The sequence below is a fragment of the Methylicorpusculum oleiharenae genome (assembly GCF_009828925.2).
Lineage (GTDB): Bacteria > Pseudomonadota > Gammaproteobacteria > Methylococcales > Methylomonadaceae > Methylicorpusculum > Methylicorpusculum oleiharenae.
This window is the reverse complement of the sequence record NZ_WUTY02000001.1, coordinates 697,942-721,430: the sequence shown is the minus strand read 5'-3', so window position 1 is coordinate 721,430 and position 23,489 is coordinate 697,942. Positions and strand designations below refer to the sequence as shown.

The 23,489-nt window shown below is 45.8% G+C and carries 23 protein-coding genes; 9 read left to right on the top strand and 14 right to left on the bottom strand.

Annotation, left to right across the window (positions count from 1 at the left end):
• The first annotated feature begins 31 nt into the window (after positions 1-31).
• The 4 genes from GO003_RS03390 (at position 32) to GO003_RS03375 (ending at position 3,474) form a co-directional block, all read left to right on the top strand.
• Positions 32-520, top strand: coding sequence for a CIA30 family protein (locus GO003_RS03390; protein WP_159651629.1), 489 nt, complete (start codon positions 32-34; stop codon positions 518-520).
• Positions 521-688: 168 nt separating this feature from the next.
• Positions 689-1,843 carry an NAD(P)/FAD-dependent oxidoreductase gene (locus GO003_RS03385; RefSeq protein ID WP_159651631.1) on the top strand — a complete coding sequence of 385 codons (1,155 nt, stop codon included), beginning with the start codon at positions 689-691 and terminating at the stop codon, positions 1,841-1,843.
• A 96-nt stretch (positions 1,844-1,939) separates the two neighbouring features.
• Positions 1,940-2,551, top strand: a complete 612-nt coding sequence (locus tag GO003_RS03380; RefSeq protein WP_159651633.1) for a protein-methionine-sulfoxide reductase heme-binding subunit MsrQ — start codon at positions 1,940-1,942, stop codon at positions 2,549-2,551.
• 230 nt (positions 2,552-2,781) lie between these two features.
• A complete protein-coding gene (locus tag GO003_RS03375) occupies positions 2,782-3,474 on the top strand; it encodes a S1 family peptidase (protein WP_159651635.1) in 693 nt (230 codons plus the stop codon).
• Positions 3,475-3,565: 91 nt separating this feature from the next.
• On the opposite strand, the gene GO003_RS03370 is transcribed toward GO003_RS03375, so the two are convergent.
• A complete protein-coding gene (locus GO003_RS03370) occupies positions 3,566-4,006 on the bottom strand; it encodes a hypothetical protein (protein WP_159651637.1) in 441 nt (146 codons plus the stop codon).
• A 322-nt stretch (positions 4,007-4,328) separates the two neighbouring features.
• Between GO003_RS03370 and GO003_RS03365 the strand changes: the two genes are divergently transcribed.
• The gene (locus GO003_RS03365) at positions 4,329-4,502 is read left to right on the top strand and encodes a hypothetical protein (RefSeq protein WP_164505695.1); all 174 of its coding nucleotides are present in this window, start codon (positions 4,329-4,331) and stop codon (positions 4,500-4,502) included.
• Positions 4,503-4,639: 137 nt separating this feature from the next.
• Here the strand turns inward: GO003_RS03365 and thyA are convergent, their stop codons facing one another.
• The 3 genes from thyA to GO003_RS03350 are packed head-to-tail and all read right to left on the bottom strand — an operon-like array spanning position 4,640 to position 6,969.
• The gene (gene thyA / locus GO003_RS03360; protein WP_159651639.1) at positions 4,640-5,473 is read right to left on the bottom strand and encodes a thymidylate synthase; all 834 of its coding nucleotides are present in this window, start codon (positions 5,471-5,473) and stop codon (positions 4,640-4,642) included.
• Positions 5,470-6,252, bottom strand: coding sequence for a prolipoprotein diacylglyceryl transferase (gene lgt, locus GO003_RS03355; RefSeq protein ID WP_159651641.1), 783 nt, complete (start codon positions 6,250-6,252; stop codon positions 5,470-5,472). Before lgt ends, thyA begins: the two co-directional genes overlap by 4 nt.
• A gap of 42 nt (positions 6,253-6,294) precedes the next feature.
• Positions 6,295-6,969, bottom strand: a complete 675-nt coding sequence (locus tag GO003_RS03350; RefSeq protein ID WP_159651643.1) for a transaldolase family protein — start codon at positions 6,967-6,969, stop codon at positions 6,295-6,297.
• A 111-nt stretch (positions 6,970-7,080) separates the two neighbouring features.
• Between GO003_RS03350 and GO003_RS03345 the strand changes: the two genes are divergently transcribed.
• The gene (locus tag GO003_RS03345) at positions 7,081-7,524 is read left to right on the top strand and encodes a hypothetical protein (RefSeq protein WP_159651645.1); all 444 of its coding nucleotides are present in this window, start codon (positions 7,081-7,083) and stop codon (positions 7,522-7,524) included.
• A gap of 264 nt (positions 7,525-7,788) precedes the next feature.
• Positions 7,789-8,622 carry a transglutaminase-like domain-containing protein gene (locus GO003_RS03340; RefSeq protein WP_159651647.1) on the top strand — a complete coding sequence of 278 codons (834 nt, stop codon included), beginning with the start codon at positions 7,789-7,791 and terminating at the stop codon, positions 8,620-8,622.
• A gap of 31 nt (positions 8,623-8,653) precedes the next feature.
• Here GO003_RS03340 and GO003_RS03335 read toward each other — a convergent pair whose 3' ends face one another.
• Both GO003_RS03335 and GO003_RS03330 read right to left on the bottom strand, forming a co-directional pair.
• The gene (locus GO003_RS03335) at positions 8,654-10,639 is read right to left on the bottom strand and encodes a GumC family protein (protein ID WP_159651649.1); all 1,986 of its coding nucleotides are present in this window, start codon (positions 10,637-10,639) and stop codon (positions 8,654-8,656) included.
• Between the two features lie 539 nt (positions 10,640-11,178).
• Positions 11,179-12,885 carry a glycoside hydrolase family 17 protein gene (locus GO003_RS03330; RefSeq protein ID WP_159651651.1) on the bottom strand — a complete coding sequence of 569 codons (1,707 nt, stop codon included), beginning with the start codon at positions 12,883-12,885 and terminating at the stop codon, positions 11,179-11,181.
• 465 nt (positions 12,886-13,350) lie between these two features.
• On the opposite strand from GO003_RS03330, the gene GO003_RS03325 reads away from it, so the two are divergent.
• Positions 13,351-13,998 (top strand): glutathione S-transferase, encoded by a 648-nt coding sequence (locus GO003_RS03325; protein WP_159651653.1) that lies wholly within the window; start codon positions 13,351-13,353, stop codon positions 13,996-13,998.
• On the opposite strand, the gene GO003_RS03320 is transcribed toward GO003_RS03325, so the two are convergent.
• The 3 genes from GO003_RS03320 to GO003_RS03310 form a co-directional block, all read right to left on the bottom strand.
• Positions 13,969-14,847, bottom strand: a complete 879-nt coding sequence (locus tag GO003_RS03320; RefSeq protein ID WP_159651655.1) for an alpha/beta hydrolase — start codon at positions 14,845-14,847, stop codon at positions 13,969-13,971. The genes GO003_RS03325 and GO003_RS03320 overlap by 30 nt on opposite strands.
• Before the next feature lie 77 nt (positions 14,848-14,924).
• Positions 14,925-15,464 (bottom strand): hypothetical protein, encoded by a 540-nt coding sequence (locus GO003_RS03315; protein WP_159651657.1) that lies wholly within the window; start codon positions 15,462-15,464, stop codon positions 14,925-14,927.
• Between the two features lie 292 nt (positions 15,465-15,756).
• The gene (locus GO003_RS03310) at positions 15,757-16,500 is read right to left on the bottom strand and encodes a cytochrome b/b6 domain-containing protein (RefSeq protein ID WP_159651659.1); all 744 of its coding nucleotides are present in this window, start codon (positions 16,498-16,500) and stop codon (positions 15,757-15,759) included.
• A gap of 561 nt (positions 16,501-17,061) precedes the next feature.
• On the opposite strand from GO003_RS03310, the gene GO003_RS26525 reads away from it, so the two are divergent.
• Positions 17,062-17,265, top strand: a complete 204-nt coding sequence (locus GO003_RS26525; protein WP_159651849.1) for an META domain-containing protein — start codon at positions 17,062-17,064, stop codon at positions 17,263-17,265.
• A gap of 435 nt (positions 17,266-17,700) precedes the next feature.
• Here the strand turns inward: GO003_RS26525 and GO003_RS03300 are convergent, their stop codons facing one another.
• The 5 genes from GO003_RS03300 to lipB all read right to left on the bottom strand — a co-directional run bounded on the left by GO003_RS03300 (position 17,701) and on the right by lipB (position 23,486).
• Complete coding sequence (locus tag GO003_RS03300) at positions 17,701-18,885, bottom strand: OmpA family protein (protein ID WP_159651661.1); 1,185 nt, start codon at positions 18,883-18,885, stop codon at positions 17,701-17,703.
• Positions 18,886-19,302: 417 nt separating this feature from the next.
• Positions 19,303-21,180: an Lnb N-terminal periplasmic domain-containing protein gene (locus GO003_RS03295; protein ID WP_159651663.1), complete on the bottom strand. Its 1,878-nt coding sequence runs from the start codon at positions 21,178-21,180 to the stop codon at positions 19,303-19,305.
• Between the two features lie 167 nt (positions 21,181-21,347).
• Positions 21,348-21,830 carry a DUF3015 domain-containing protein gene (locus tag GO003_RS03290; protein ID WP_159651665.1) on the bottom strand — a complete coding sequence of 161 codons (483 nt, stop codon included), beginning with the start codon at positions 21,828-21,830 and terminating at the stop codon, positions 21,348-21,350.
• 82 nt (positions 21,831-21,912) lie between these two features.
• Positions 21,913-22,881 (bottom strand): lipoyl synthase, encoded by a 969-nt coding sequence (gene lipA, locus GO003_RS03285; protein ID WP_159651667.1) that lies wholly within the window; start codon positions 22,879-22,881, stop codon positions 21,913-21,915.
• The gene (gene lipB / locus GO003_RS03280) at positions 22,878-23,486 is read right to left on the bottom strand and encodes a lipoyl(octanoyl) transferase LipB (protein ID WP_159651669.1); all 609 of its coding nucleotides are present in this window, start codon (positions 23,484-23,486) and stop codon (positions 22,878-22,880) included. The genes lipA and lipB overlap by 4 nt, the downstream gene beginning before the upstream one ends.
• Positions 23,487-23,489: the final 3 nt, after the last annotated feature.

Below are 23,489 nucleotides of genomic sequence, written 5' to 3'. Positions count from 1 at the left end.
CCATCTCCGGCTTGTTCACAGGAAAAATAGGATGTTATTGAATTTCAATGATGCTGATGAAAAATACTTTTGGCTGACGATCAATGACAATGTCATGGGCGGTGTGTCAAAAGGGCGGATAGAGCTTTTGCAAAGCCAGATGCTTTTGTTCAGAGGTTATTTGTCTCTGGATAATAATGGCGGTTTTGTTTCGGTACGCAGGCAGTTGACCCATGCCGCTTTGGCGGGTTACAGCGGAATTATGCTGCGTGTCAAAGGCGACGGCCGGGCTTATCAATTACGCGTGAGAACGGATGATCAGTATGACGGTATCGCTTATCGTTCGGTGTTTTCAACCTATGCGAATCAATGGTTAACGCTGACTCAACCCTTCTCGCTCTTTCGAGCCAGCTTCAGGGGGCGTATTCTGCCAACTGCTCCGGTTTTGGACCCGGCGCAAATCAGACAACTGGGTTTTTTGCTGGCCGATAAAAAACAGGGTTTTTTTCATCTTGAGGTCGCCTGGATACAATCTTATTGAGGCTGAGAATTTTTTAATGAGTTGATTGCTGACGAAAGCCTGCAAAACATAAGCCTCCTCTTTTTGTATCATCAAGCTGGGAATTGCTGAATTTTACAGCCTTTATCGAATGACTCAGAATAATCGGATATACTCCCTGATGATTATGGATACGGACTGACTCTTGCTATGACAAAAAATAAGGAACACATCGTTCAACCGCTTAAAGTCGTGATTCTGGGCGGCGGTTATGCGGGTTTATCGGCATTGATCACTTTGCGTAAGCAGTCGCCGGATACCGTTATTACGCTGATTGACCCTCGTCCCCATCATCTGATCATCACGCGTTTACACGAAACGGTTCATCGTCCGCTGGATAGCATTCGCATTGCTTATTCCGAATTGGCAAAACGCTTTAATTTTGAGCATGTACAGCAATCACTGAGTATCAACGAGAGTCTGTTGCAGCATTGGCAGAATGAGCAAATCATTAAGCTGGAGTCAGGCGAGCTGCCTTTTAATTATCTGATCATTGCAGTGGGTGCGGCGAACTCCGGCACAGAAAATGATGATCCTGATATTTTTGATTTGAACAAACTGACTCGGCAGTCTGCCGCACAGCGTCTGGAACAATTTATTGCTGAACCGTCTGTTGAAAAGCCGGTTATCAACATTGTGGGGGCCGGACCAACGGGGATTCAGTTTGTATTTGAAATCGATCATATTTTGAAACAAGTGCATGCCGATTATCAGCTGAATATAATCGATGGTCATGCCCGTTTATTGAAGGCTTTTCCTCGTGCGGTAGGCGACTATGTGCAAAAACGGCTGGTTGAAAAAAATATCAAATTGTTTAGCAACGCCTTTTATTCAGGCATCCAAAGCGGTGTGCTCATACTAAAAGACCGCCAAACTGATCAGCCGACTGAATTACCCAAAGGGCTGACTTTTTTGTTTTTAGGCAAAGCCCCGGACATAATGTTGCATGCCAACAGTTCCGGACAAGTGGTATTGAACAAAGCGGTGTTGACGCGCATCTTTACGGCAGGCGATTGTTCTCATTTTGATGAGATGGGGACAAACGGAATGACCTCGCAAGCGGCACTCAGAAAAGGCCGGTCTGTTGCTAAAAACCTGTTGTTACATGCCGGACTTATCCGGTTTTGCTTGCCTTACATGCATCAGGATATCGGCTATTTGATGAGCTTGGGACCCGGCGATGCGGTCGGCTGGGTCGCGCGAAAAGCAACAATTATCAGCGGTCTTCCTGCTTATGTGGCAAAAGAAGGGATTGAATTGCAATATGACCTGTTGTTATCAGGAATTGACAGTTATCTGCCTTAACAAGAGGCCATAGAGCGGTAAACTATAAAAAGTGAATCTTGACGGCCGCAGGTTTAACGGCTGTTTTGTCAACCCATTGAAAGCGTGAAAGGGACGATGAAAGTTTCAACTTTGACAGTCAAGTGCATGGTTTTTGCGATATGCGTGTCGCCTTTCATGGTGATGCTCTGGAACGCCTACAGCAACTCGCTGGGACCAAATCCGGTCGAAACAATGACGCATTTCAGCGGTTTATGGACTCTGCGTTTTTTGCTGATAACGCTGACCTTGACCCCGATAAAAATGATCTATCCCAAGTCAGGGATTATCAAATACCGTCGGATGTTGGGTTTGTTCACTTTCTTTTATGCCACGCTCCACTTCCTGATTTTTTTAGCATTTGAACACGGCTTCAGTGTCCGTTATATCCTGGAAGATATCCTGACCAGTCCTATCGTTGATGTGGGACTGCTCGCTTACATTCTGCTGATTCCATTGGCGTTGACGTCAACCAACGAGATGATGCGCAAGTTGGGTAAGGCCTGGAAAAAAATGCATATTTCCGTCTATGTGATCGGCATGTTGAGTATTCTTCATTTTGCCTTGTCCGAAAAAGCGGATATCACTAACCCTCTTTTCTATGCCTCCATTCTTTTGATTCTATTAACCATCCGAGGCGTTGTCCGAAACCGGACGCAAAAAGGGCCTAAAAAGAACAATGACGCCTGAGTTTTTGTAAGAACTTACACGCTACGCTCTTCTGTTCGGTCGTAAACCGTCGAATTCAATTGCTTTTACCTCTGAACACTTGCGATTCCGTCAAGCCTGGGTAGAATGAAAGTTGGTATTTATGAATGATCCTTTGACTGGAATTTAGCTGTGTTTGGCGTTATTAGCCACAACGTCGGCGTCGTTCCTTTTGATGGTTTTCACCAAGGGTTACAGTAGGGGAGATGATTATGAAAGGTTTATTCCCGGTATTTCACTATCTGCCAGCGCTGTGCGGTATCTATGCCGGTCAGGTACTTGCCATTCAACCCGATGTTCACTTATCTCTTTCTGTCGTTAAGGTAATAGCCAGTACCCCTGCCGGAAAAAATCACATGGGTTCCGGGGTGATTATTGCGCCCAATAAAATCGCGACAAACTGCCATGTTACCCGGGATGCTTCACGCATTTCCGTCACTAAATCCGGAGAAAGTTATAAGGTGATCAAGCAGGCGGCATTGCCTGAGTATGATGTCTGTATTCTGGAGTCAACCGCGCTCCCTTTGCCGAATGCGTCGTTGGCTGACAAGGATTCTTTAACCATTGGTAGTGAGATTTATCTTTACGGGTTTCCTTATGCATTGGGGATGCGATCAATGACGGGTTCCGTGGTTGCCCTTCACCGGCACGGCGAAGATCCCGTTATTGAAATAGATGCCGGATTTATGCAGGGTGCCAGCGGCGGTGGCATATTTAATGGTAAAGGTGAACTCGTGGGTTTGACGACTTTTATGGGTCGGGATGGTAAACAATTTCATTTTTATGCGATTCCGGCTGAATGGTTAGCCAAAGCCCTGCATGAGCCATTTATGCCTGTTCATGCGTTTCAGCAACTCAGTTTTTGGGAGAACGGCGCCTTTGTTCGGAACCAGAGATCTGATTAGGATTAACACAGGGTAAGTGAATACTTCAGTGTTAATAAAAAAAGGCCGGTTAAACCGGCCTTTTGTATTTTTGCGGGGTTAATACAAAAAATTAGCGCATCAAATCAAATGTTTTTTCTAACGCTTTTGTCTTGGTTTTATCTTTTACGGCTTCCGTTGCCGCATCGGTTGATTTAGGCAGACTTTCAACTTGTCCCTTTAATTCTTCAGCTTTACTTGCGCCGCTTTCCAGTGATTTTAATCTTTCTTTGGCTTCTGCTGGCGCCAATTGCTCAAGTTTTTGCTGAGCAGCATCTTTGACTTGTTCTGTAGCCTGCTCTTTTAGCACTTCAGGAGTGCTGCCAATACTGTCTTGCAGTGTTTTAGCTTTATCAAGAGTCTCAGTGGCTTGGGTTGCCTTGTTGACGGCTTCCGGTGCAGCAGATTTGGCGGCATCGGTGGCCAGTTGTTTAGCCGCATTATCAAACAAGCCCGCCATTGCAGAGCTTGAAGCTAACAAAAGTGAAGTGATCATTATTGCTTTGATTTGCATGGGCATCTCCATGTGGAGTTGTAATTGGAGGCTAAAGTCTAGTCCAGCAAACCTGAATTTTATCTGAAGCGTTTAATCTTTACTGTTTTACTGCGGATATATGAATTGATTATGAATTATATGCTCATAATATGGAAACAATAAATCTATATAAAGCGTTATTGTCAATGATATGTGCCTCATATATAGTTGAGTCGTGATTTAGAGATGCCCTGATTTAAAATATCGGATGTTATGAAAGGCTAAACTTTCTATTTCACAAAAACCGAACGGCAACCTAAAAAGGTTTTAAATTTTTTCAAATAACTCAGAGGATTTACTCATGAACGACTTTTATAAAGATGTTTTAACTGGCGCGGTGTTTGTAACAGGTCTGATTGGCTTTATTTCAGGCGAGTTTATTATTTCATCGACCCTGTTTGCAGCAGCGGCTATTACCAGCAACGTTAACCTAAACCGTAAACGGGGTAATGCCGGTCACCTGTCATGCAAATAGCCTCATCAACTCAAAGGCTGATTGAAGCCATCTCTTAAGAAACGTCCAAGGGCTTAAACCTTGGGCGTTTTTTTTCGTCCTTTTCTTCCTCTCATTTTCTTATCCGCAAATTGCGGAACACTCCTTTAAGCGACACTTTAAATGGCTATGGGGGCTTTAATGGGGTCTTGTGGCGCATACCCGACGAGTTCAAAATCCTCAAACCGGTAGTTAAAAATGGATTCGGGCCTGCGATTGATTTTCAAAATCGGAAGCTGCCCCGGCGTTCGCGATAATTGCAGTTTTGCCTGTTCGGTATGGTTAAGATAAAGATGCACGTCACCACCGGTCCAGATAAACTCGCCCACTTCCAGATCGCATTGCTGAGCAACCATATGAGTCAATAAGGCATAGCTGGCAATATTGAAGGGCAAGCCCAGAAAGGTATCGCAACTGCGTTGGTAAAGCTGGCAAGAAAGCTTGCCGTCAGCAACATAAAATTGGAACAGGGCATGACAGGGGGCTAACGCCATTTTGCCGTTCGCGACGTTTTGCTGCGGACTCATTGATTCATCAGGCAAGTCAGCCACGTTCCAGGCGGAAACAATAATGCGCCGACTGTTGGGCATAGCTCGTAATTGCTCGATCACGGTTTGAATCTGATCGATTTGTCGGTCGTCCTTAGCGGGCCATGATCGCCATTGATGTCCGTAGATCGGTCCTAAATTGCCTGATGCGTCAGCCCATTCATTCCAGATTGTGACATGATGTTGATGCAGGTAATCCAATTGCGTATCGCCGTTGAGAAACCATAACAACTCGTGAACAATCGATTTGAAGTGCACTTTTTTGGTTGTTACCAGCGGAAATCCACAGGCTAAATCAAACCTTAACTGATGTCCAAAGATCGAACGCGTCCCGCTGCCGGTTCTATCGCCTTTCAGAGCGCCTTCGTTGAGAATCGTCTCCAATAATGCCAAATACTGTTTCATGCGTCTCGTTTGTAGGCAAAGTAAACCATTAAGCCGCCTATCAATATCATTGGAGTGGATAATATTTGTCCCATTGTCACCCAATCCAGAGCCAGATAGCCCAAGTGAGCGTCGGGCATACGGAAAAATTCGACAAAAAACCGGAAGCATCCGTACAGCATGACCGCGAGACCAGTAGGCGCCATGACCGGTCTGGGTTTTTGGGTAAACCACCATAAAATGATAAACAGCACGATGCCTTCCAAAAGCGCTTCGTACAGCTGCGAAGGATGACGCGGCAAAGGACCACCGCCCGGGAATATCATCGACCAGGGTACATCCGTGGTGCGGCCCCATAATTCGCCGTTGATAAAGTTGCCGAGACGGCCGGCGCCCAAGCCGATAGGCGCTAGTGGCGCAATAATATCGGTCAGTTGCAGCATTGTGCATTGTTGTTTGCGGGCAAATAACCACATGGCAATAAAAACGCCCAGCATACCGCCATGGAATGACATGCCGCCCTGCCAGATTTTATAAATTACGGAAGGATCATTGATAAATTCGTTGAAATTATAAAACAGGATATAACCCAAACGTCCACCCAAAATGACCCCAAGTGCGCCATAGGTCACCAAGTCTTCTATGGCTTCGGGCGTTACCGGTGAGCCGGGTTTTTCGGCCCTTTTTTTGCCCAAAATCCAGACTCCGGCAAAACCGATCAGGTACATCAGGCCGTACCAGTGGATATTGACTGGTCCTAAGCTGATAGCGACAGGGTCTATAGCAGGGTAATTCAGCATGTTTTTCTCTTCAAAATAAAAAATCCGGTCAAGTCGAAAGTATCAACTTTCGAAAGATAATTGATTGCCAAATGCGCAATGCCAATCAACGTCAAATTGATCGACTGCCGGTTGAACAGCAGGATGAGCAAGTAATTGCGCCGTCACATCGACAGGCAGGGTGATTGCCGCTACGCCTAATTTCAAAACCTCAACCACTTGTCCTGAGTTTTTAAAGCTGGCCGGCAGCATTTTGGTTTTCAGTCCGTATTGATTGATCAGTAATTGCAGATCAGCTACGACTTTGATGCCGTCAGCACCCATCACGTCAATGCGATTGACATAAGGAGCCAAATAATCAGCTCCGGATAAAGCGGCTAAAAAACCTTGATGGGTGGTGTAGATCGCGGTTGCCAGGACCTGAATATTTTCAGCCTTAATGAGTTTGATCGCGGCAAGGCCGGTTTCTGTAGCGGGCACCTTTACCACCAGATCATAAGGCAGGGCTGCTATGTTTCTGGCTTCTTCGACCATCCCATCAACCGTTTGACTGACTACCTGAACAAAAAAACGGGCATCACCCGCTAAAATTGAAGCAAGTTCGGGCAAAATCCGGCTGATGCCTATACCGGCTTTAGCGAGGATTGACGGATTAGTCGTTACCCCACTTACCGGCAGGCAGGTATTGAAGCGAGCAACTGCATCCACATCCGCGGTATCCAGATAAAATTCAAGCATATTTTGAACCGGTTTTTAAAATTGCAGATATTTTATCATCAGAGGCTCTTTAATAATGGAAAATTCAGCCAATAAATACTGACTGTGGTAGTATGGATTTCGTAAAGTCCCATGCAATACATTATTGATAAAGGATTTCACATTCAAATTTTCAAAGACAAGGTATCTAAATCAATGAACTTAAAAAAATTAATTATTACTGTGATCGTTATGTTCTCTATGGGGACTTTATCCACTGCATTTGCAGCAGGAAAAATTGAGAACGCTACTCCCGCTCAAGTAAAAGAATCAATTGCAAGCGCATTAAAAAACTCTGAAGATGCATTAGCCGCGTTAAAAAATGGCGACAGCAAAGAAACTATTATGGATTTGATTGGTGCTGCACGTCAGGACTCAAAAAGAATTGAAGTAGGCAGACTTGATGTTCAACGTAACAAAGCCTCAGCAAAATTAAAAAATGCGCGTATAGCGATTAACAAAGGCGACAACGCAGCAGCTGAAGCGGCTTTAGTTGACGCAATTAAAGGTTACGAAGAAATCAAAGCCGGGTTTTAATTATTGGCAAACCCAAGGGACAGCTGTTTTATAGGAAATTATCTGATTGAATGGATATAGACAAATAGTGATGACCATCAAGTCTCTGATTTGTTGAGTTAACGGTAAACCCCGTTTGCCGTTAACATCCAATCATTAGCTCAGCAATACGAACACTCCGCACGTAAGCTACCTTTTATGGAGTTATAAAATTTATTAACACACTTGACATAAGCGTTGATTTTTCGGATTTTGTATTCTCGGACAAGCCCCCTAGGAATAACTATGAAAAAGTTTGATTTGCTGTGTCAACTCAGCTGCAACCTGCTAGAACCGGCTGCTTTGGTGTTTAATATTCAGCCACTTGATAATAAAGTTCAGAGGGTGATTAATGAAAATCTTCAGATTGACCCCTATATTCGACCCGAAAAATTCATAGATCCGCTAGAAGGAAATCGCTGCTTTAGAGTCAATCCTTCTGAAGGTGAAATGCAATTTCAATACAGCGCCACAGTGGAAGTTTCCCCTGATTGGTTTGATCCGTTCGAGATACACGAAACACCCACCACAAAACTCCCTGTAGAAACGCTGCGATATCTTTATCCTAGCCGTTATTGTCAGTCGGATTTGCTGTTTGGATTGGCAATGTCCGAATTTGGCAATTTAGCATGGGACTATTCGCGGGTTACAGCCATTTGCAATTGGATCTATGACAAAGTCAGGTACATATCCGGCAGCAGTGACTCCCAAACTTCAGCCTATGATACCGCTACCCAGAGGGCTGGCGTTTGCCGTGATTTCGCTCATTTGGCCATTGCTTTCTGCCGAGCTTTAAATATTCCTGCCCGTTTTGTTTCTGCTTATGCCTATCAGTTGGATCCGCCTGATTTTCACGCTTGTTTTGAAGCGTATCTTGGCAATCGCTGGTATTTATTCGATCCCACAAGACGAGCGCCATTGGATGGCATTATCAGAATCAGTACAGGCCGAGATGCTGCCGATGTTTCCTTCGTCACTTTTTTTGGTGCGGTGCAACTTAACCGGATGAATATATCGGTGATCCTGACTGAGGAATCGGGGGACCATCCGTTGAAAGACACGGGGGCGATTGCCATTTGATCAACAAATCATTACCTCTGTTTCCGCAATCTTAAACAGACTGTTTTTTGAAGTTATTTATAAATTCTGCCAGTACTGGGTGAACTGTTTCGATTTGGTCAATACCACAACCAGGACGAGGCGGAGAATATCTTGCGTAATTGAGTAAATCGGAGCTAGAAAGATAACCTACCTGGTTCACTAATTCACCCAGCCGCAAACCTTGTTTTACCAGGTAAACAATATAAGTATGTCTTATTGATTCTGCAGAGATTTCCTCAGGATGGGTCAGACCCGCATCAGTAGCTGCCAGTGAGATTAATGCGGACAATTCATTATTGGTTAGCGATTGCTGTTCATTAAACACAGGGAATGTCACGAGTTTTTCCATCAGGTCTTTCGTTGCTGCACTGAGTTTAATGATACGCGGAATGGAGCCTCGCAGTGCCATTGAGCTTTTGCCTAAGTCAATATCATCAGGTTTAAGGTTAGCCGTCTCATCAAGCGAAAGTCCACAAAGCAACAGACAGATTAACCTTTGGGTTAGGCTGTCGGCGTTAATAAGTAAATCCTTTAAATCACTATCAGTAAGCTCTCGGTCTTGCGCCATTATCTGCGCCGGATTTTGATGTGGTTGCAGCGAAGTTAACGGTGTTTGTTGATAGTCCAGATGATTCAATCGACTATCCTGAGGAATGCCGAAGCCGGATATTATGACGCTGGGTTGATGCTGTTGCGTTCGGGTTAAATAGTCAAAAAGCCAGACACTGATCAGGCCTAACAACAGAGAGCCTGACACCGCTATCAGGGCATCGCGGTGATAATCGGGACTGATGGGTTGTAGCGGTAACCGCGCGCGTTCGACGATTTCAACTTGCGGGTATTTTTCATACTGCTGAGTCTCAATTTGTACATACCGTTCCTGAGTTTCTCGGTAAATTTTTTCCAAACCTTCCAGATCGGTTTTAAGCCTTTCGTGTTCCGTGAAGCGGTTGCTGAAATCGGCAGCTAACTTTTTATGAGTATGGAGTTGCTCCTTAATGACATTCACGGTTTGACGGGCGGCAGCATATTCCTGTTCGGCGTCTGAATGGACTATTTGTTTGCCAAAATGACTCTTACTTTCTATTTCATTTTCAAGTTTCTTGATTTCTTGGGGAAGCTGTTTGATGGCAGGCTGTAACGCCATAAATCCTGGGGTATAGCGCTGTTGGAATTCGGCCAGTTTTTCTTTTAGTTGCTGCAAGCGAAGCTCAAGCGCTGCTAGATTGGCTTGGTCCTGTTTAGGCACAACAACCTTACCTTCGGCAATCGCTTTATTAATGGCTTCAAGTTTAGCTTTGGCTTTAACTTCTTCTTCACTAGCGTTATTAAGAGATGTAGTTAATCCTTTCAGTCTGGCTAAGACATCATTTTCATCGCGCCCGGTTGAGATAATGTCATGCTGATTACTGAATTGAGTCAATGCCGAACGGGTCCCTTCGATTTTTTGTTCTAAAGCCAGCAGCTCATCCTTTAGCTTTTGCGTGGTCCCGCTTTTGTTATTTTTAATTTCCTCCGCACGCGCATCGCTATAAACATCGATCCATGTATTAATCAGTAAAGGCAGGAGTCCAGGTTCAGTGCCTTCGGCCAGCATTCGAATCAGGTTCGTTTCCCGAATGGGTTGAACCTGCAAGATTTGATGAACCTGGGTAATGTCCATCTTTATTTCGGGGTCTTTCAGTTTAAGCCGCCTGATGGTTTCAGTCAGTAATTCCTGACTTAGCAATATTTGCCGTTGAATAGCGACATGTTCTACATCAGGGGCCTTGCTGGCTTGATCGATAGCCGTCATTGCCGAGGTGAGTAAGGTCGCTGTACTCTGATAAATGGCGGGGCGACTGTAACTATAAATCAGGCTGATTGAGGCCGAGAACAAAAAGATCATCAAAAAAATAATCAACCTGGGCGAGCGGTACCAAGGTGCTTGAATTATGGTTGGAATGCCGGACGGGGCCTTTTCAAGGATCTCTATGTGCGGGGGGTAAATGTTCATCGTTGACCTCCTCCTGTCATAAATAAGTGGTTGAAAAGGCTTCTACAACAGGGATGTTGCAGGGATTTACTGGACGTATTCATTCGTCCTTTGAAATCAAGTACCTACAACCAATAAAATGGGAGGGGTGAGCAGATACTTTGATTGTTCAGCGTAGGTTGGGTTGGCTATCGCCAACCGCAACCTACACAGTGCATCAACTTTGTTTTGTGGTTCCACTGAACAGTTTCAATCAATTTATCGTAATACTTAAAAGTCTTAATCGTGAAATAACTGCCGATTTTCAAAGAGGCCATTTGAGGCTGCGCCTTTCTAAGTCTGGTAAATGTTGGAAAGATCAACCTTTAATTTGCGAACCTGGCTTAACCCATTTATCTTTTTTAAGCCGTTTGGCTTTACAGCTTAAAAAGTGTGTGTTTGATCATGCTCTTTTTTTTTGCAGCAATGCAAGTAATTTTTCCCCGGCAAATGGCTAAAGACAGCCACTGATTTTTGAAACCGGGTGACACTAAAATCAAACACACCCATGAAGTGCGCCTTTAAGGTTGAGTAATCTCCTCTTTTGCGCTGTTCGGTAGGTACAAAAAGGGAAGCGCAATAATCAGCAGGCAGATTAGCCAAATGACCAACTGTTGATTGCCCAGAGTGAAAGACAGAGCAACCCGGATACGTTCAGCATTGCCCGGATAAGCTTGTATTAAGTCCCGTGCGACGACAAACGCATAGGTTTCGCCAATGATCAAAATAGGCGCCATGACAAGCAAGGCGTAGCCTAACCAGGTGTCATGATTTATTCGATGGATGCCCGTGCTGATGAGATTTTCGATAGACACTGATTTAATGGAAAGCTGTTTTGATACCCAAAATTGGGTAAAAATCAGAGCTATTAAACTGATGACAGGGATTGCAGCCAATTCGACCGGAAAGCTGATATAGCGGCCATTAATGGCCAGGCCCAAGGTTTTGTATAATGCAAATGCACCAAATACAAAGAAGATCCGGTACAGCCAATCGCCTAATTTAGGATGGATGGCGTTTTGTGTTAACTGATTAATCAGCTTGAATAAGATTAAACCGCTGAGCGCAGCATTGAATAACGCGCCGGTTAAAGTAATAAATCGTTGCCAATGGCTATAGCTGGTGTAAAACAGCTCGTCGATCTGAACGATCAGCAATACGCCAAGAAGCTGGGCAAAAACCAAATAACCCAAGGCGATTTGCCAGTTTACAGTGAGCAGCTGTTTACGAAAGGCAAACGCGACCATCAGTAAAAAGAGTGACGAAAAAATACAGCGCTCATACCAATCATCATTTTCATAGACGGGCCCGGTAAGCGGGAACACTTCCTTGCGTTCAGATGAATACAAGCCCCAATTGGCACCCACCACGCCTTCCAGGTTGCTCTTCCACGGCTGATTGAAAGCCTCCACAATGTTGTAGTCGAAACCGTTTTCCGTTGCGACTTTAATCAGCCCCCTGATAAACATGGCTTCATTGACAATACTGGGCACTGCCGATCCGCGTTGCCGTCCTTTGCCCGGCCAGCCGGATTCGCCAATTAGAATGGGTTTTCCGGGGCTGATTTGATCGGCTTCTGCGCGAACTTGCTTGTAAATCCGTTCAATATGTCCGGGCGCCTCTTCGACAGGAATAGGCTCGTCTTCCCAATAAGGCAGAATATGAATGGTGATAAAGTCGACTTCATTGATCAGTTCCGGATGTTTCAGATACATGGACCAAACATCGGCATATGAGACGGGCTGCTTGACCGCTTGTTTGACGCGGCGGATATAGTCCAGCAGTTGTTCTGGTTTCAAATCACCCCGCAACAACACTTCATTACCGACAATGACGCGCTTAATGACATCGGGATACGTGTTTGCGGCGTGGATAAGCGCCTCAATTTCCTCATTGTTGTCTTTTTTGCCATATCCCAGCCAGGCCCCCTGTATCATGTTGAGGCCGTATTTCCCGGCAAGCTTGGGCGTGACGCGCATATTTTCAGCACTGGAATAAGTTCTGATGGTGTGCGTTTTATCAGCCAGTAAGCGTAAGTCTTCATCTATTTGCGCTTCGGTAGCAAATTTTTCTTCAAGCGGACTTTGGCCTTCCCTGAAGGGGGCGAACGATAAACTGTTCAATTTTCCTTCAGGTACGTCTTCGCCAACGTTCTGAGGCTGATTGAATAACCAATTGATGCCAATGTTGGACAGAATAACTAAGACGGTGATGACTATAAATCTCATAAATGCAGTATATAAAAGAAATTGTGAGTTAAAAAGATCAGCAACTAGCTGATTTTTAATGGAAGACAGATTATCCGGCCAAATGGTTTCCTGATTATAAAGATGTTTCAGCTAACTATTCGGACGCGTCATTCCGGCAGGGATTGCCGGAGCCGTCAGACCGCGTTAGCGAATCCAGGTCACATGGATAGCTCGGAGCTTACCATCCATGGAACTGGATGCCCGTTTCCCGACGGGCATGACGGGCGCTTATGGATTTAGCTGAAACAGCTTGCTAATCAGGAATGGTTTTGCCTTCTAAGAAGATACGATATTATCCCTTTTTACCGTGTTAATGTCTGCAGCAGACAAAGGCACACGATCAGATTTTCTGATAAGGGCGGGGAATAAATTAAATTTTTCCATTTTAACGAGCTGGCAGTAAACTTTGCGGACTTGAACAAGTGCAAAATAGTAACCGTTATTATGAATCATGACTTACCTGTTTTATATAGTTTTCGCCGGTGCCCCTATGCCATGCGCGCCCGCCTGGCCATTCGTCATGCCAATATCAAGGTTGAATTACGGGAGATCGAATTGCGCAGTAAACCGGCGCAGATGCTGGAAGCCTCGCCAAAAGGCACCGTTCCTGTTCTGGTTTTGGGTGATGGCACCGTAATCGATGAAAGTCTGGATATCATGTTGTGGGCTCTGCAGCAAAATGATCCGGGTAAATGGTTGCAGGTTAATGATTTTGAAGCATTGATTCAGACCAATGACAGTAGCTTTAAATATAATTTGGACCGTTACAAATATGCGGAACGTTACCCTGAGCATCCTGCCGGATTTTATCGCCAACAAGGCGAATTGTTTTTGGCTGAGCTGGAAAGCCGTTTGATGCGGACTCAGTATCTATGTGGCAGCTATTTTTCAATTGCCGATGCCGCCATTGCGCCGTTTATCAGACAATTTGCTGCGGTTGATGAACGCGTGTTTCAGACATTGCCTTATCCGGCATTAAAGCGCTGGTTGGCGGCATTTTTAACCCTGCCATTGTTCGATGCCGTGATGTCCAGATACGCAGCCTGGAAACCTGGCTCCTCGTCAGTGGCTTTTGGCTACGATGCGGTTTAAGAACTCTAAAACATTGAGCCGCTGCTCCGGCCGCATAAATGCCTGAATATGACCTTCGGCAGTTTTCAAAAGCTGTTTAGGCTCGCCTGCCCTATCATAGAGTCGTTGACCGTGCTCAAACGGAATAATGGTATCAGCGGTGCCGTGCACGATTAATAATGGCGTAGGCGCAATCCGGTCTATGACATCAATGGGGTCATAAGGATAAGCCATCAGCCAGCTGGCTGGATATTGTAAAGGCCAGGTTAGCCAGGTCGTTGAGGCGGCATGCCGGACAATGTCTTTGTAGCGGGTAAACGATGAATCACTGATGACGCCATCCAGCTGGTTTTTGACGGCTGGCCGAGTGCCCGCAAAAAATATACCCAGACTCGCGCCTAAACTTTGGCCTAATAAAAATACCGGTTTGTTCTGTGATCGGGCTGAAAGCCAGTCAAATCCTGTTTCAATGTCCATAAAAATATCCGGCAAGCCGGGCTCGCCCTCAGACAAGCCAAAGCCCCGGTAATCAATCATGAACACCTGATAGCCTTGCTCGGGAAGCCACGCAACACTCATGATATGGGTGCTGACGTTTTCGGCATTGCCGTGCAAAAAATAAATACTGGCTTTCAACCGGCCTTGTGCGGGCAGAAACCAGCCGTGAATCTTGATGCCGTCGCGGGTTGTGAGGCTTATGTCTGTATAGGTCAGGCCCAGCTGTTCAGGTGTTCGTACATGGGTTTTGTAAGGGTAGAAGAGCAAACGGCTGCATCCGGTAATCAGACTAATTATGGCAAGCAGCAATAAGACCTGGCTTGTTTTTATCACACTAAAATGTTCGGTATAGGGTGGTGGAAAAGCCTTCATCGATGATGTTATGTCTGATCAAGCAGATTGCTCTCCATTCACTAGTCGTAGACCTTGCTGCACGTCCGCATTTACGCTTAACAAAGCACGAAAAGTAAAATCAGTCCTGGAATAATACCTAAAATCAAGCCGACTACAATCGCGATGACCTCGCCTGATGAATAATTACAAGATGTACTGCCGGCGCTGGCACGAACTGCACTGTCATCATCCAGTCCGGCGAGCATCATTCCGGAAAATTCATCGGCGACTTGTTCCTGGGAAGAGGCCACTAAAATGCGTGAGCGGGCCTCGCTAAGCCGGGTTTCTGCAATAAGAAGATCATCGCTGAATGGCATAATGGTGCGCGCATTTTTTAGTGCATTAATGGCTTCATCGGTAGGTGCGAGCGCTATTGTCTGGGCCTGAGTAAGCGTTTTGGACGAGGCGATTGTATTTTTCAGATGGTTGAGTTCCTGATTTTGCTCTGATCCGGATGGGCAGGCAGACTCAATCAAACCAAAAGCACCAGACCAAGGCCGGGTATTTGCGGATGCTGAATTCGATAGGGTAATGCAAGTGATCAATGTGAAAATCGAATAAATCAACAGTGACATATAATTCTTATTTTTTGACATAGTTCTTCTCCTCAATAGTGGAAACAGTAAATTATGCGATTAAATCATACCTGATTAGTATCTGCTCATCCCCTCCAATTTTAGTGGGTGTAGGTGGTTGATTGAAAAGGCTTCTGCGACAGGGATGTTGCAGAGAGCTACAGGGACGTATTGATGCTTCCTTTGAAATCAAGCACCTACACCCTTAACTCAAAGCGGGCGAGCAGTTACCCTGATTATTAATAAGAGGCCTCAGCTAAACCCAAATGCCTTTATCTCTCCTTCCTGTTAGAGGAATGGAGGGCGGCCCTCCTCATTGATGAATGTCGCGATCTTCATCTACTGCGAGGCCGTTAATAATTTTTTGTCCAGTGAACATTGCGGAAATAATATTACCGCCTTCTTTCAACTCGGTAATGATTACCGAGGCAACGTGCAGTGCCACAACCGAAATCAGTGCATAAAAGTTGTACTGATGGATTGTGACAAAGGGTTTCCGGAATGCGCGCATGCTTTCATAGGCTGCCGAGTCATACATTTCGGGTGAATAAGGTTTCAATGAATCCGGAGCAATCCCGGGTGCTGCAACCCACTCAGCGATCCAGTGACCGAGAGGAGGGTAGAAGAGGTCGGTACCCGCCAGAAGGAGACCGGTAACCGCTTGTATCGTCATAAGAAGAAGCAATAGGCTTACCCCCAATCGCCCAAGCGGGTTATGGCCCAGGTATTGTTCGGGGTGGCCGGCCATGAAGGCGGCAATATAGCTGCGTACCGCCAGTAAATAGCCCTTGCCTCCAGGAAGGATAGCGCTCCATCGGGCATGGCGGTTGCCGAAAAAGGCCCAGATGATTCGCCAGAGCAGGTTCAACGCAAAGAGGTAACCGGCTAATACGTGGATAGTTTTAAGTGTCAATTTGCCTGCGGTGGGCAATTCCAGCGCGTCGGCATTCAGAATTATAAGTCCGATAATGGCCAGGGCGGAGAAACAGAGCACATTGATCCAGTGAAACCATCGGGTCCCGGCATCCCAAACAGCATAGGTTTTCAGTTCAGACATAGCTATTCTCCATTGTTATCAGCACTATATTTTTTACAAATTTAAGAAGAAGCATTCTGCTGTTTTCGCAGCGGAGTGCATAGCGATCCGCCAGTTGATACGTCTATCATGGAGTATTATCATTTCATAATGCAACTGACACGCCCCGCAGTCTGTTCGGAAACTCACGTAGAGATCGGTATTAGCAAAGTGAAGCCAACAATAAGGTTTTAACAGCAGCATCCGGTTTCCAGGCGGCGGAAATGAAAATTATACTTTAATTATACTTTTTGCTCGGCGGTGAATAAGTCGGGAACAGTTGGATGTCCTAAATTAAACCAAGAATAACGATATGTACGTTAATTATCTTTTAAAAAATATTGGGGAGATAACGATGAAAACATATCGAAATAATCGGACGCTAATCATTTTAGCGTTTACAGCGTTTACGGGGTGCGGAGCAATGAATTCTGCTTCTAAAGCGAACCCGATAGCAACTGTGGAGTTTTTAAATGGACGGGAATGGCTGCTGGAGGATCTGGGCGGGCACGGTGAGCTGGATCGCGTTCAGGAGGCGCTAAAATTCCACAAAAAAATAAAATTTCTGGACGGACTTCCTGTAATCAATACAGTGGCACGGTCGAGATCGATGAAAAAGGGGAATTCCGGGTTCAAAACAACGGTACGATTGCATCAACAAAAATGAGGTGTCCTTCTGGCGGTATCGTCGTAAGAAGGCCGTTATCTGGAGGCGTTGAGAACGGCCGAAAGGATAGAGATGGATGAACTTTATCTGTTGATTTATTCACCCAAACTGAGCAAGCCATTAAAGATTACTCAAAAGTAATGCCGGATTGGCGTTTTTATGAGATTGTTTTTAACAGCTAAAAAAACTGGAAACTCCTGAATAAAAGAAGTTTCCAGTTCATGTATACCCTCGTAGATCGAAATTCGGCACCGGGGTGCCCGTCAAAGGACGCCGTAAATACATCCATGAGGCAAAGCCTTTGCCGAACAACCCGTTGCCTCCTTAGGCACTGCCGAAATTTGAAGTGCGAAAGGTATAACTGCGTATCTATTCAGTGGCTCAACAACATAAAGGCCAAACACTGTGTAGGTTGCGGTTGGCAATAGCCAACCCAACATTTCAAAGCCCTGGTGTTGTATGTTGGGTTGCGAAAAGCAGGCAATCCAACCAACGCTGAATAATTACGTTACAACTTATTTACTGATAATTTCCAGCTGTACGCGACGATTTTTGGCGCGGCCTTCTTCCGTTGCATTACTGTACATGGGGTTATTCAAGCCATAGCCCCTGGACGTAATATTGGATGAATGGGATTTTTCTACCAGGAAGTTTTTGACCGCTTCCGCTCTTCTGATCGACAATCCCATGTTATGTTGAGCCGAGCCGGTGCTGCTGGTATGGCCTTGAACTTCTATTTTGACATTGGGATGCTGCTTGATAGCGGCCGCAACATCTTCAAGTTCATGGAAATACTTACGCTTGATCACCGCTGAATCGTTATCAAATTTGATATCGACTATCCAGCAGCCGTATTCGTTGACATGCGTGCCGGGTAAGGTATTGGGACATTTATCATCGCAATCGTTGATGCCGTCTGAATCGGAATCAAGTGTGGTACAAACCGGAACCGGATTTCCTTGTTTCAGGAAAACCTGTTTGACAAAGTCAGCCATGCCGTCAGCGCTGGCAATGGTTTCTGCATTGGTATTGAATCCGCAGCCGGCAACATCGGAAAGTTGTTGCAACACCTGTTGCCCTGATTTCTCTTTATGATTACCAACCCAAACCGAGTAGACGCAAAGCCTGTCGCCATAACGTTGTTTCATCGCTTTGACTTCGGCGACGCCGTTTGAATCCAGATTATGGCCATCGCTGAGGATGACGACAGCAATATTGCCGGATGTGCCCGCCAGATCTTCTGTTGTGCCGCTTAACCCGCTGGAAATGGGCGTACCGCCGCTGGCGCATTTCAACGTATTGATGCCTGAATCAAAAGTTGACTGGGAATAATCGGTGGGCGGGTAGTTGAGTTGTGTAAATCCCCAGGATAAACAATCGCCATAGCCAAAGCTTCGAATACTGGTGGTCATCTTCAGATTAGGAATCGTCAAATTCATCCGGTTCAGAATTTCCTTTTCGACGGAAAACTTGTTAGGAGTCGGCTGAGCGACATAGATTGAGCCATGATAGTCATCATTCATCGAAGAAGATGAATCATTGATAACAAAGAAATTATCGGCTTTTTGTATGTATTGGCCGGAAGCCACCATCGGATTTAGATCTTGAGCCTGAAATGCCTCAAATGTGCTGGTATGAGTCGCACAGCCGGAAGCCAGGAGGCTTATGAATGCGGCTGTAAAAAGATTTGTCTTTTTCATTATCGTATCTCTTTAGTTAATTACAACATTTAAAATGATGTCGTAACACTTCAAATACATAACCTCACCCTACGTTAGTTATGAATTTATCGGGATTTATCAAGCTTTCCATAGCTAACAATGCCGCATTGCAGTAAAAGATAACCCAGTAAATTAATAACCTCCCCTCTTGATGAAATTTCTGAAATGTCCTACATATACCATGAGTCAAATTGAGGATTAAGGCTCATGTGCACTCGATTGTCGCATAAAAAAAGACCATCTGAAAGTGTGTATTATCGGGTAGAAAACTATTTAAAATAATTACTTAGAGTGCTCACTATTTGCACTTTTTTAGTGCATAAATCTTTATGATTGGCGCGTTAAATTGCAAGTATTTCCGGCTTAAGATCTGGTCATGAATACCGAGTTGCTCACTCAAAAATACAGCCTATAACTGAATTGCGCCTGGTTGAAATCGTCATGATTATTCCAACAGTGTTTTACCGAGAACCGTAACCCCTGATTTTGACTCAGTACAAAGTTATGTTCCAAGCCGGCATGATAGAGGTATGAGCCGTCGATAAAAATTTTTGAATCAAATTCCAGTTGGCTGGTGCCCCATTTTGAATAATAAAGCTGACCCAGACTGATGCCCGTGCCCGGTTGCAGAGGATGATCGAAGTGCTCATTATGTTCCAGATGGGCATTGATAAAGCCGTAGCTCAGGCTGTTATCTAACCACGCATAACTCAATCCGGCACCGCCGTTAAGATAGCCTGACAATTCATCCTCGCCGTAATTTTGATAAGCCAGGCCTGTTGCTACGCGCCAGGAGATGGGCTGAAAAAAAAGATCACGGGGGCTGAGTGAAGTAATACTGAGCAGTTCCAGTTTTTGTAAGCGGTAACGGTTGTCTTCGAAAGCGCGCGCGGTCAGGTCAAAAAAGTTGATGGCTGCGCCTTTAAAATAGCCGTCCGGGTTATCAAGCAGGTCATGGTAATTAAGCCGGTAACCGAGCTCAGCATAGGCTTTGCCGTTGTCAATGCCGCCGCCCAGGATTAAACGCTGCGAGTTATGGCCGGTTTGTGGGGCGCTTGGGACGGCTATTTCCGGCTCAGTCTGAATTTCTTGAGGGTAACGGTTCAATAGATTCAGCATGCTATAGCGGCGTTTGGCCGATTCCGCCGTTCTCTCTTTACCAATGGCTCGCTGGCTCATCAGTTGATAGGCGGCAGAGACCATAAGTTTCTGAAGGCTGATAGGCGCTTGAGTGAAGCTTGGGTTATCGGCAACAGCAATATCATGCGATAGCTGTTCCACCAGGGTTTGGTATTGCTGCGGTATAGCCTTCAAAAGGCTTTTCAGTTTACCGGTTTGGGATGGCCGGTAATGAACGGATTGAATGAATCCCCGGTCATGAATGGCCTGAACAATTTCTGAAGGTATCGCTGTGAATGAGAATGATCCGGTCAACTGACTGCCGGTTCTTGCGACTTCCAGTAATTCCAGCAAGCGAAAGGAACAGTTTTCGGAGATATAAAAATAATCGAATTCGATGTCCTGGAGTTCCCAAAGGTGATTCAGTAAACGAAGCGTTTCGTCAGGTGTTAAATTCAGATGGTATTCCCATAAATCCCTATTTTCCATGAAGCTGTATTCCTTGATCTTTTGATAAAAAGGCATCAGCTGGAACAAGCCGGTGTAACCTCCCGCCAAACCTTTGAAGGCATAAAAAAGAGAATTATCGTTTTCATCGACAAGCGCGCCAAAGTTAAGCGCATAGGCCAGCCAATCCGTATCGATTTGATTGTCAGGCGGATCCAGCCTCATCAAGGTATGTCCGAACATCGAAGAGGGGCTGTTCAAATAAGCTGAAGCAAAGATCAGGCTGATGCTTTCGGAGTTCATTTCCTTACGCCACTTTTCAAAGTTTGGGCAGGTAGTTTTTGCGAAATCGTGTGCTTCTTGCGGCAGTATTTTAGATAGCCATTGCATTCGGGCTGGAAAGCGGCAGCTGGCGTGTTGATCGCCTTGCTGCGCCGGACCGGTTAATGCGGAAAGGGTTGCCGAAAGTTCAGCGGCGGGATTATGTTTACCGTCCGGTGCCAGAAAAAAACCGGGATCATCGACATAGCTTTGCCATTGGCCACTCAATGGTTTGCGTTGGTAATGGATCAGCGCCAGCCATTCGGGGCTTTCAGCCAATTGTTTTAGCGATGGGGGTGTATTTGTTTCTGCGTAGGCCTGCGAGCCAGCGCAGAAAAGCAGGCATATCGCAGCAGATAAGACGAGTGGGTTTAAATAATGAAACATGTCAGGCGTCGCAGCCTCTCAGTTAATACTGGGCTGGTAATTGACTTCATGGCGTATGAGTCTTGCTTCAGGCGGCCGGGTTATTCGGTGAATAGCCCGGCTTGTCTGGTCTGTAGGCTGTCTAAAAACGAGTGCCGGACCTAAGCTTGAGAAACGGGTGCTGCAGGTTAAACCGCGTATTTGGCCAAGCGGGCATCGTTTTTCATCAGGACGAAAAGTGTGTCTACAACGTGCTCTGCGGTTACGTTTTCAGAAGGGAATAATTTTTCAAAATTAGCGTGAGCCATTTCAGCGAAAACAGAACGGTCCTGTTTTTCTATGCCGAATACGACCGCTACTGTATCCAGCGCTTCACCGTTGCCTTTAGCAACATCTTCGGAGAATTCGGTCATAATTTGCGATACGGTCATCGCATTTTTGCCTGAATAAGTGAGCCGTCCGCGAGTTGAGCAGCCGTTCGTACCGCTGGTCATACCAAAGGTGTTGTTACCCAACGAACTGTTAAAAGTCGAGGCCATAAAGTGGTAACCTGCGCCGGCTTTGCCTTCAAAAAGCATATTGCCCCAGCCGCAGTTGGGTCCGCCGGGCGCGTCAGCGAATGCGGATGAAGAAGCGCTTATCAAAATAGTTACTAGGGCTAGTTTTTTCATAATCTACTCCGTGTTTGAAAGAAAAATTTCAACAATAAATAAAGTTCATCAGATTTAACATTAAACAACGACTAGCTTAGCGCTAGACAGAATTCTCGACAATAGTTTTCGCCTGCTGGTCCGCATGATAAGAAGAGCGAACCAATGGCGCACTGGCGACATTTTTAAATCCCAGCGATTTTGCATGCTCACCCAGTTCATCGAATTCCTGAGGGGTCAAATACCGTTGCACCGGCAGATGTGATTTGCTGGGAGGCAGGTATTGGCCAAGTGTCAGCATGCTACAGTTGTGATCGATCAAGTCCTGCATGACCTGAATCACCTCGTCTTTCGTTTCGCCAATGCCCAGCATCAGTCCCGATTTAGTGGGTGTGTTTGGCGCGGCCTCTCTGTAATCTTTGAGCAATTGCAGGGAGCCTGCATAGTCCGCACCGGGACGTGCCTGTTTGTAAAGTCGGGGTACGGTTTCCAGATTATGGTTAAACACATCGCAGGGTTGTTCGCTCAAGATGCCGATGGCTTTAGCAATACGTCCGCGAAAATCCGGCACCAGAATTTCAATTTTGGTGTGTGGGGTCTGGTCTCTTATGGCTTTGATACAGTTCGCAAAATGACCCGCGCCGCCGTCGCGTAAATCATCTCTGTCCACGGACGTAATGACCACATATTTTAAGGCCATGGCTTTGATTGTTTTGGCCAGATGCTGCGGTTCATCCTGGTCCAGCGGCAACGGCTTGCCGTGCGCGACATCGCAGAACGGACAGCGGCGTGTGCAAAGATCTCCCATGATCATGAAGGTAGCTGTGCCGTGTTTAAAACATTCGGCGAGATTCGGGCAGGCGGCTTCTTCGCATACCGTATGCAGATTGTTTTCTCTGAGCAGCTGCTTGATGCGATTGACCTCTTCGCCAGCCGATAACGAGACTCTGATCCAGTCTGGTTTGCGTAAAGTTATTTCAGCCGGTTCGACTTTAATGGGGATTCTCGATAACTTTTCTATATTGCGTTGATGAGATTCCGGAGTAAGCCGGGAGGGGGCTTGATAAGTCATGATGTCAGCGCCTCTGAAATGAAGTGGGCAACGGGTATGGCAAGTTCCTGCGTTGTGATGTCTACGCCGAAATCTGCTAGCTGGGTTACGGTCAAGCCGGCATAGCCGCAGGGATTGATCCGCGTGAAGGGACTTAAGTCCATCCGGTTGTTCAGGCTGAGTCCGTGGTAACTGCAATTGTTTTTGATGCGCAGACCGATTGAGCCGATTTTTTTGTCATCAATATAAACGCCCGGCGCTTCGGGTTTAGCGTTAGCGTCTATGCCGTACTGGGATAAGGTATGGATGATTGCCTGCTCTAACAGCGTCACCATCTGGCGAGCGGCCATTGAATGGTGTTTTGTATCAATCAAAGCATAGAGAATCAGCTGGCCGGGTCCGTGATAAGTGACTTGGCCGCCCCGGTCAGTGCGGATGACCGGGATATCGCCCGGATCTAGCACATGCTCCTGCTTGCCGTTAAGACCTAAAGTATAAACGGGCGAATGTTCTACAATCCAAAGCTCATCCGCTGCTAGCGGGTTCCGATTCAAGGCGAATGCCTGCATGGCCTTAAAAACCTCTTCATAAGGCTGTTGACCCAGAAAACGGAGTATGGGCTGCATGCA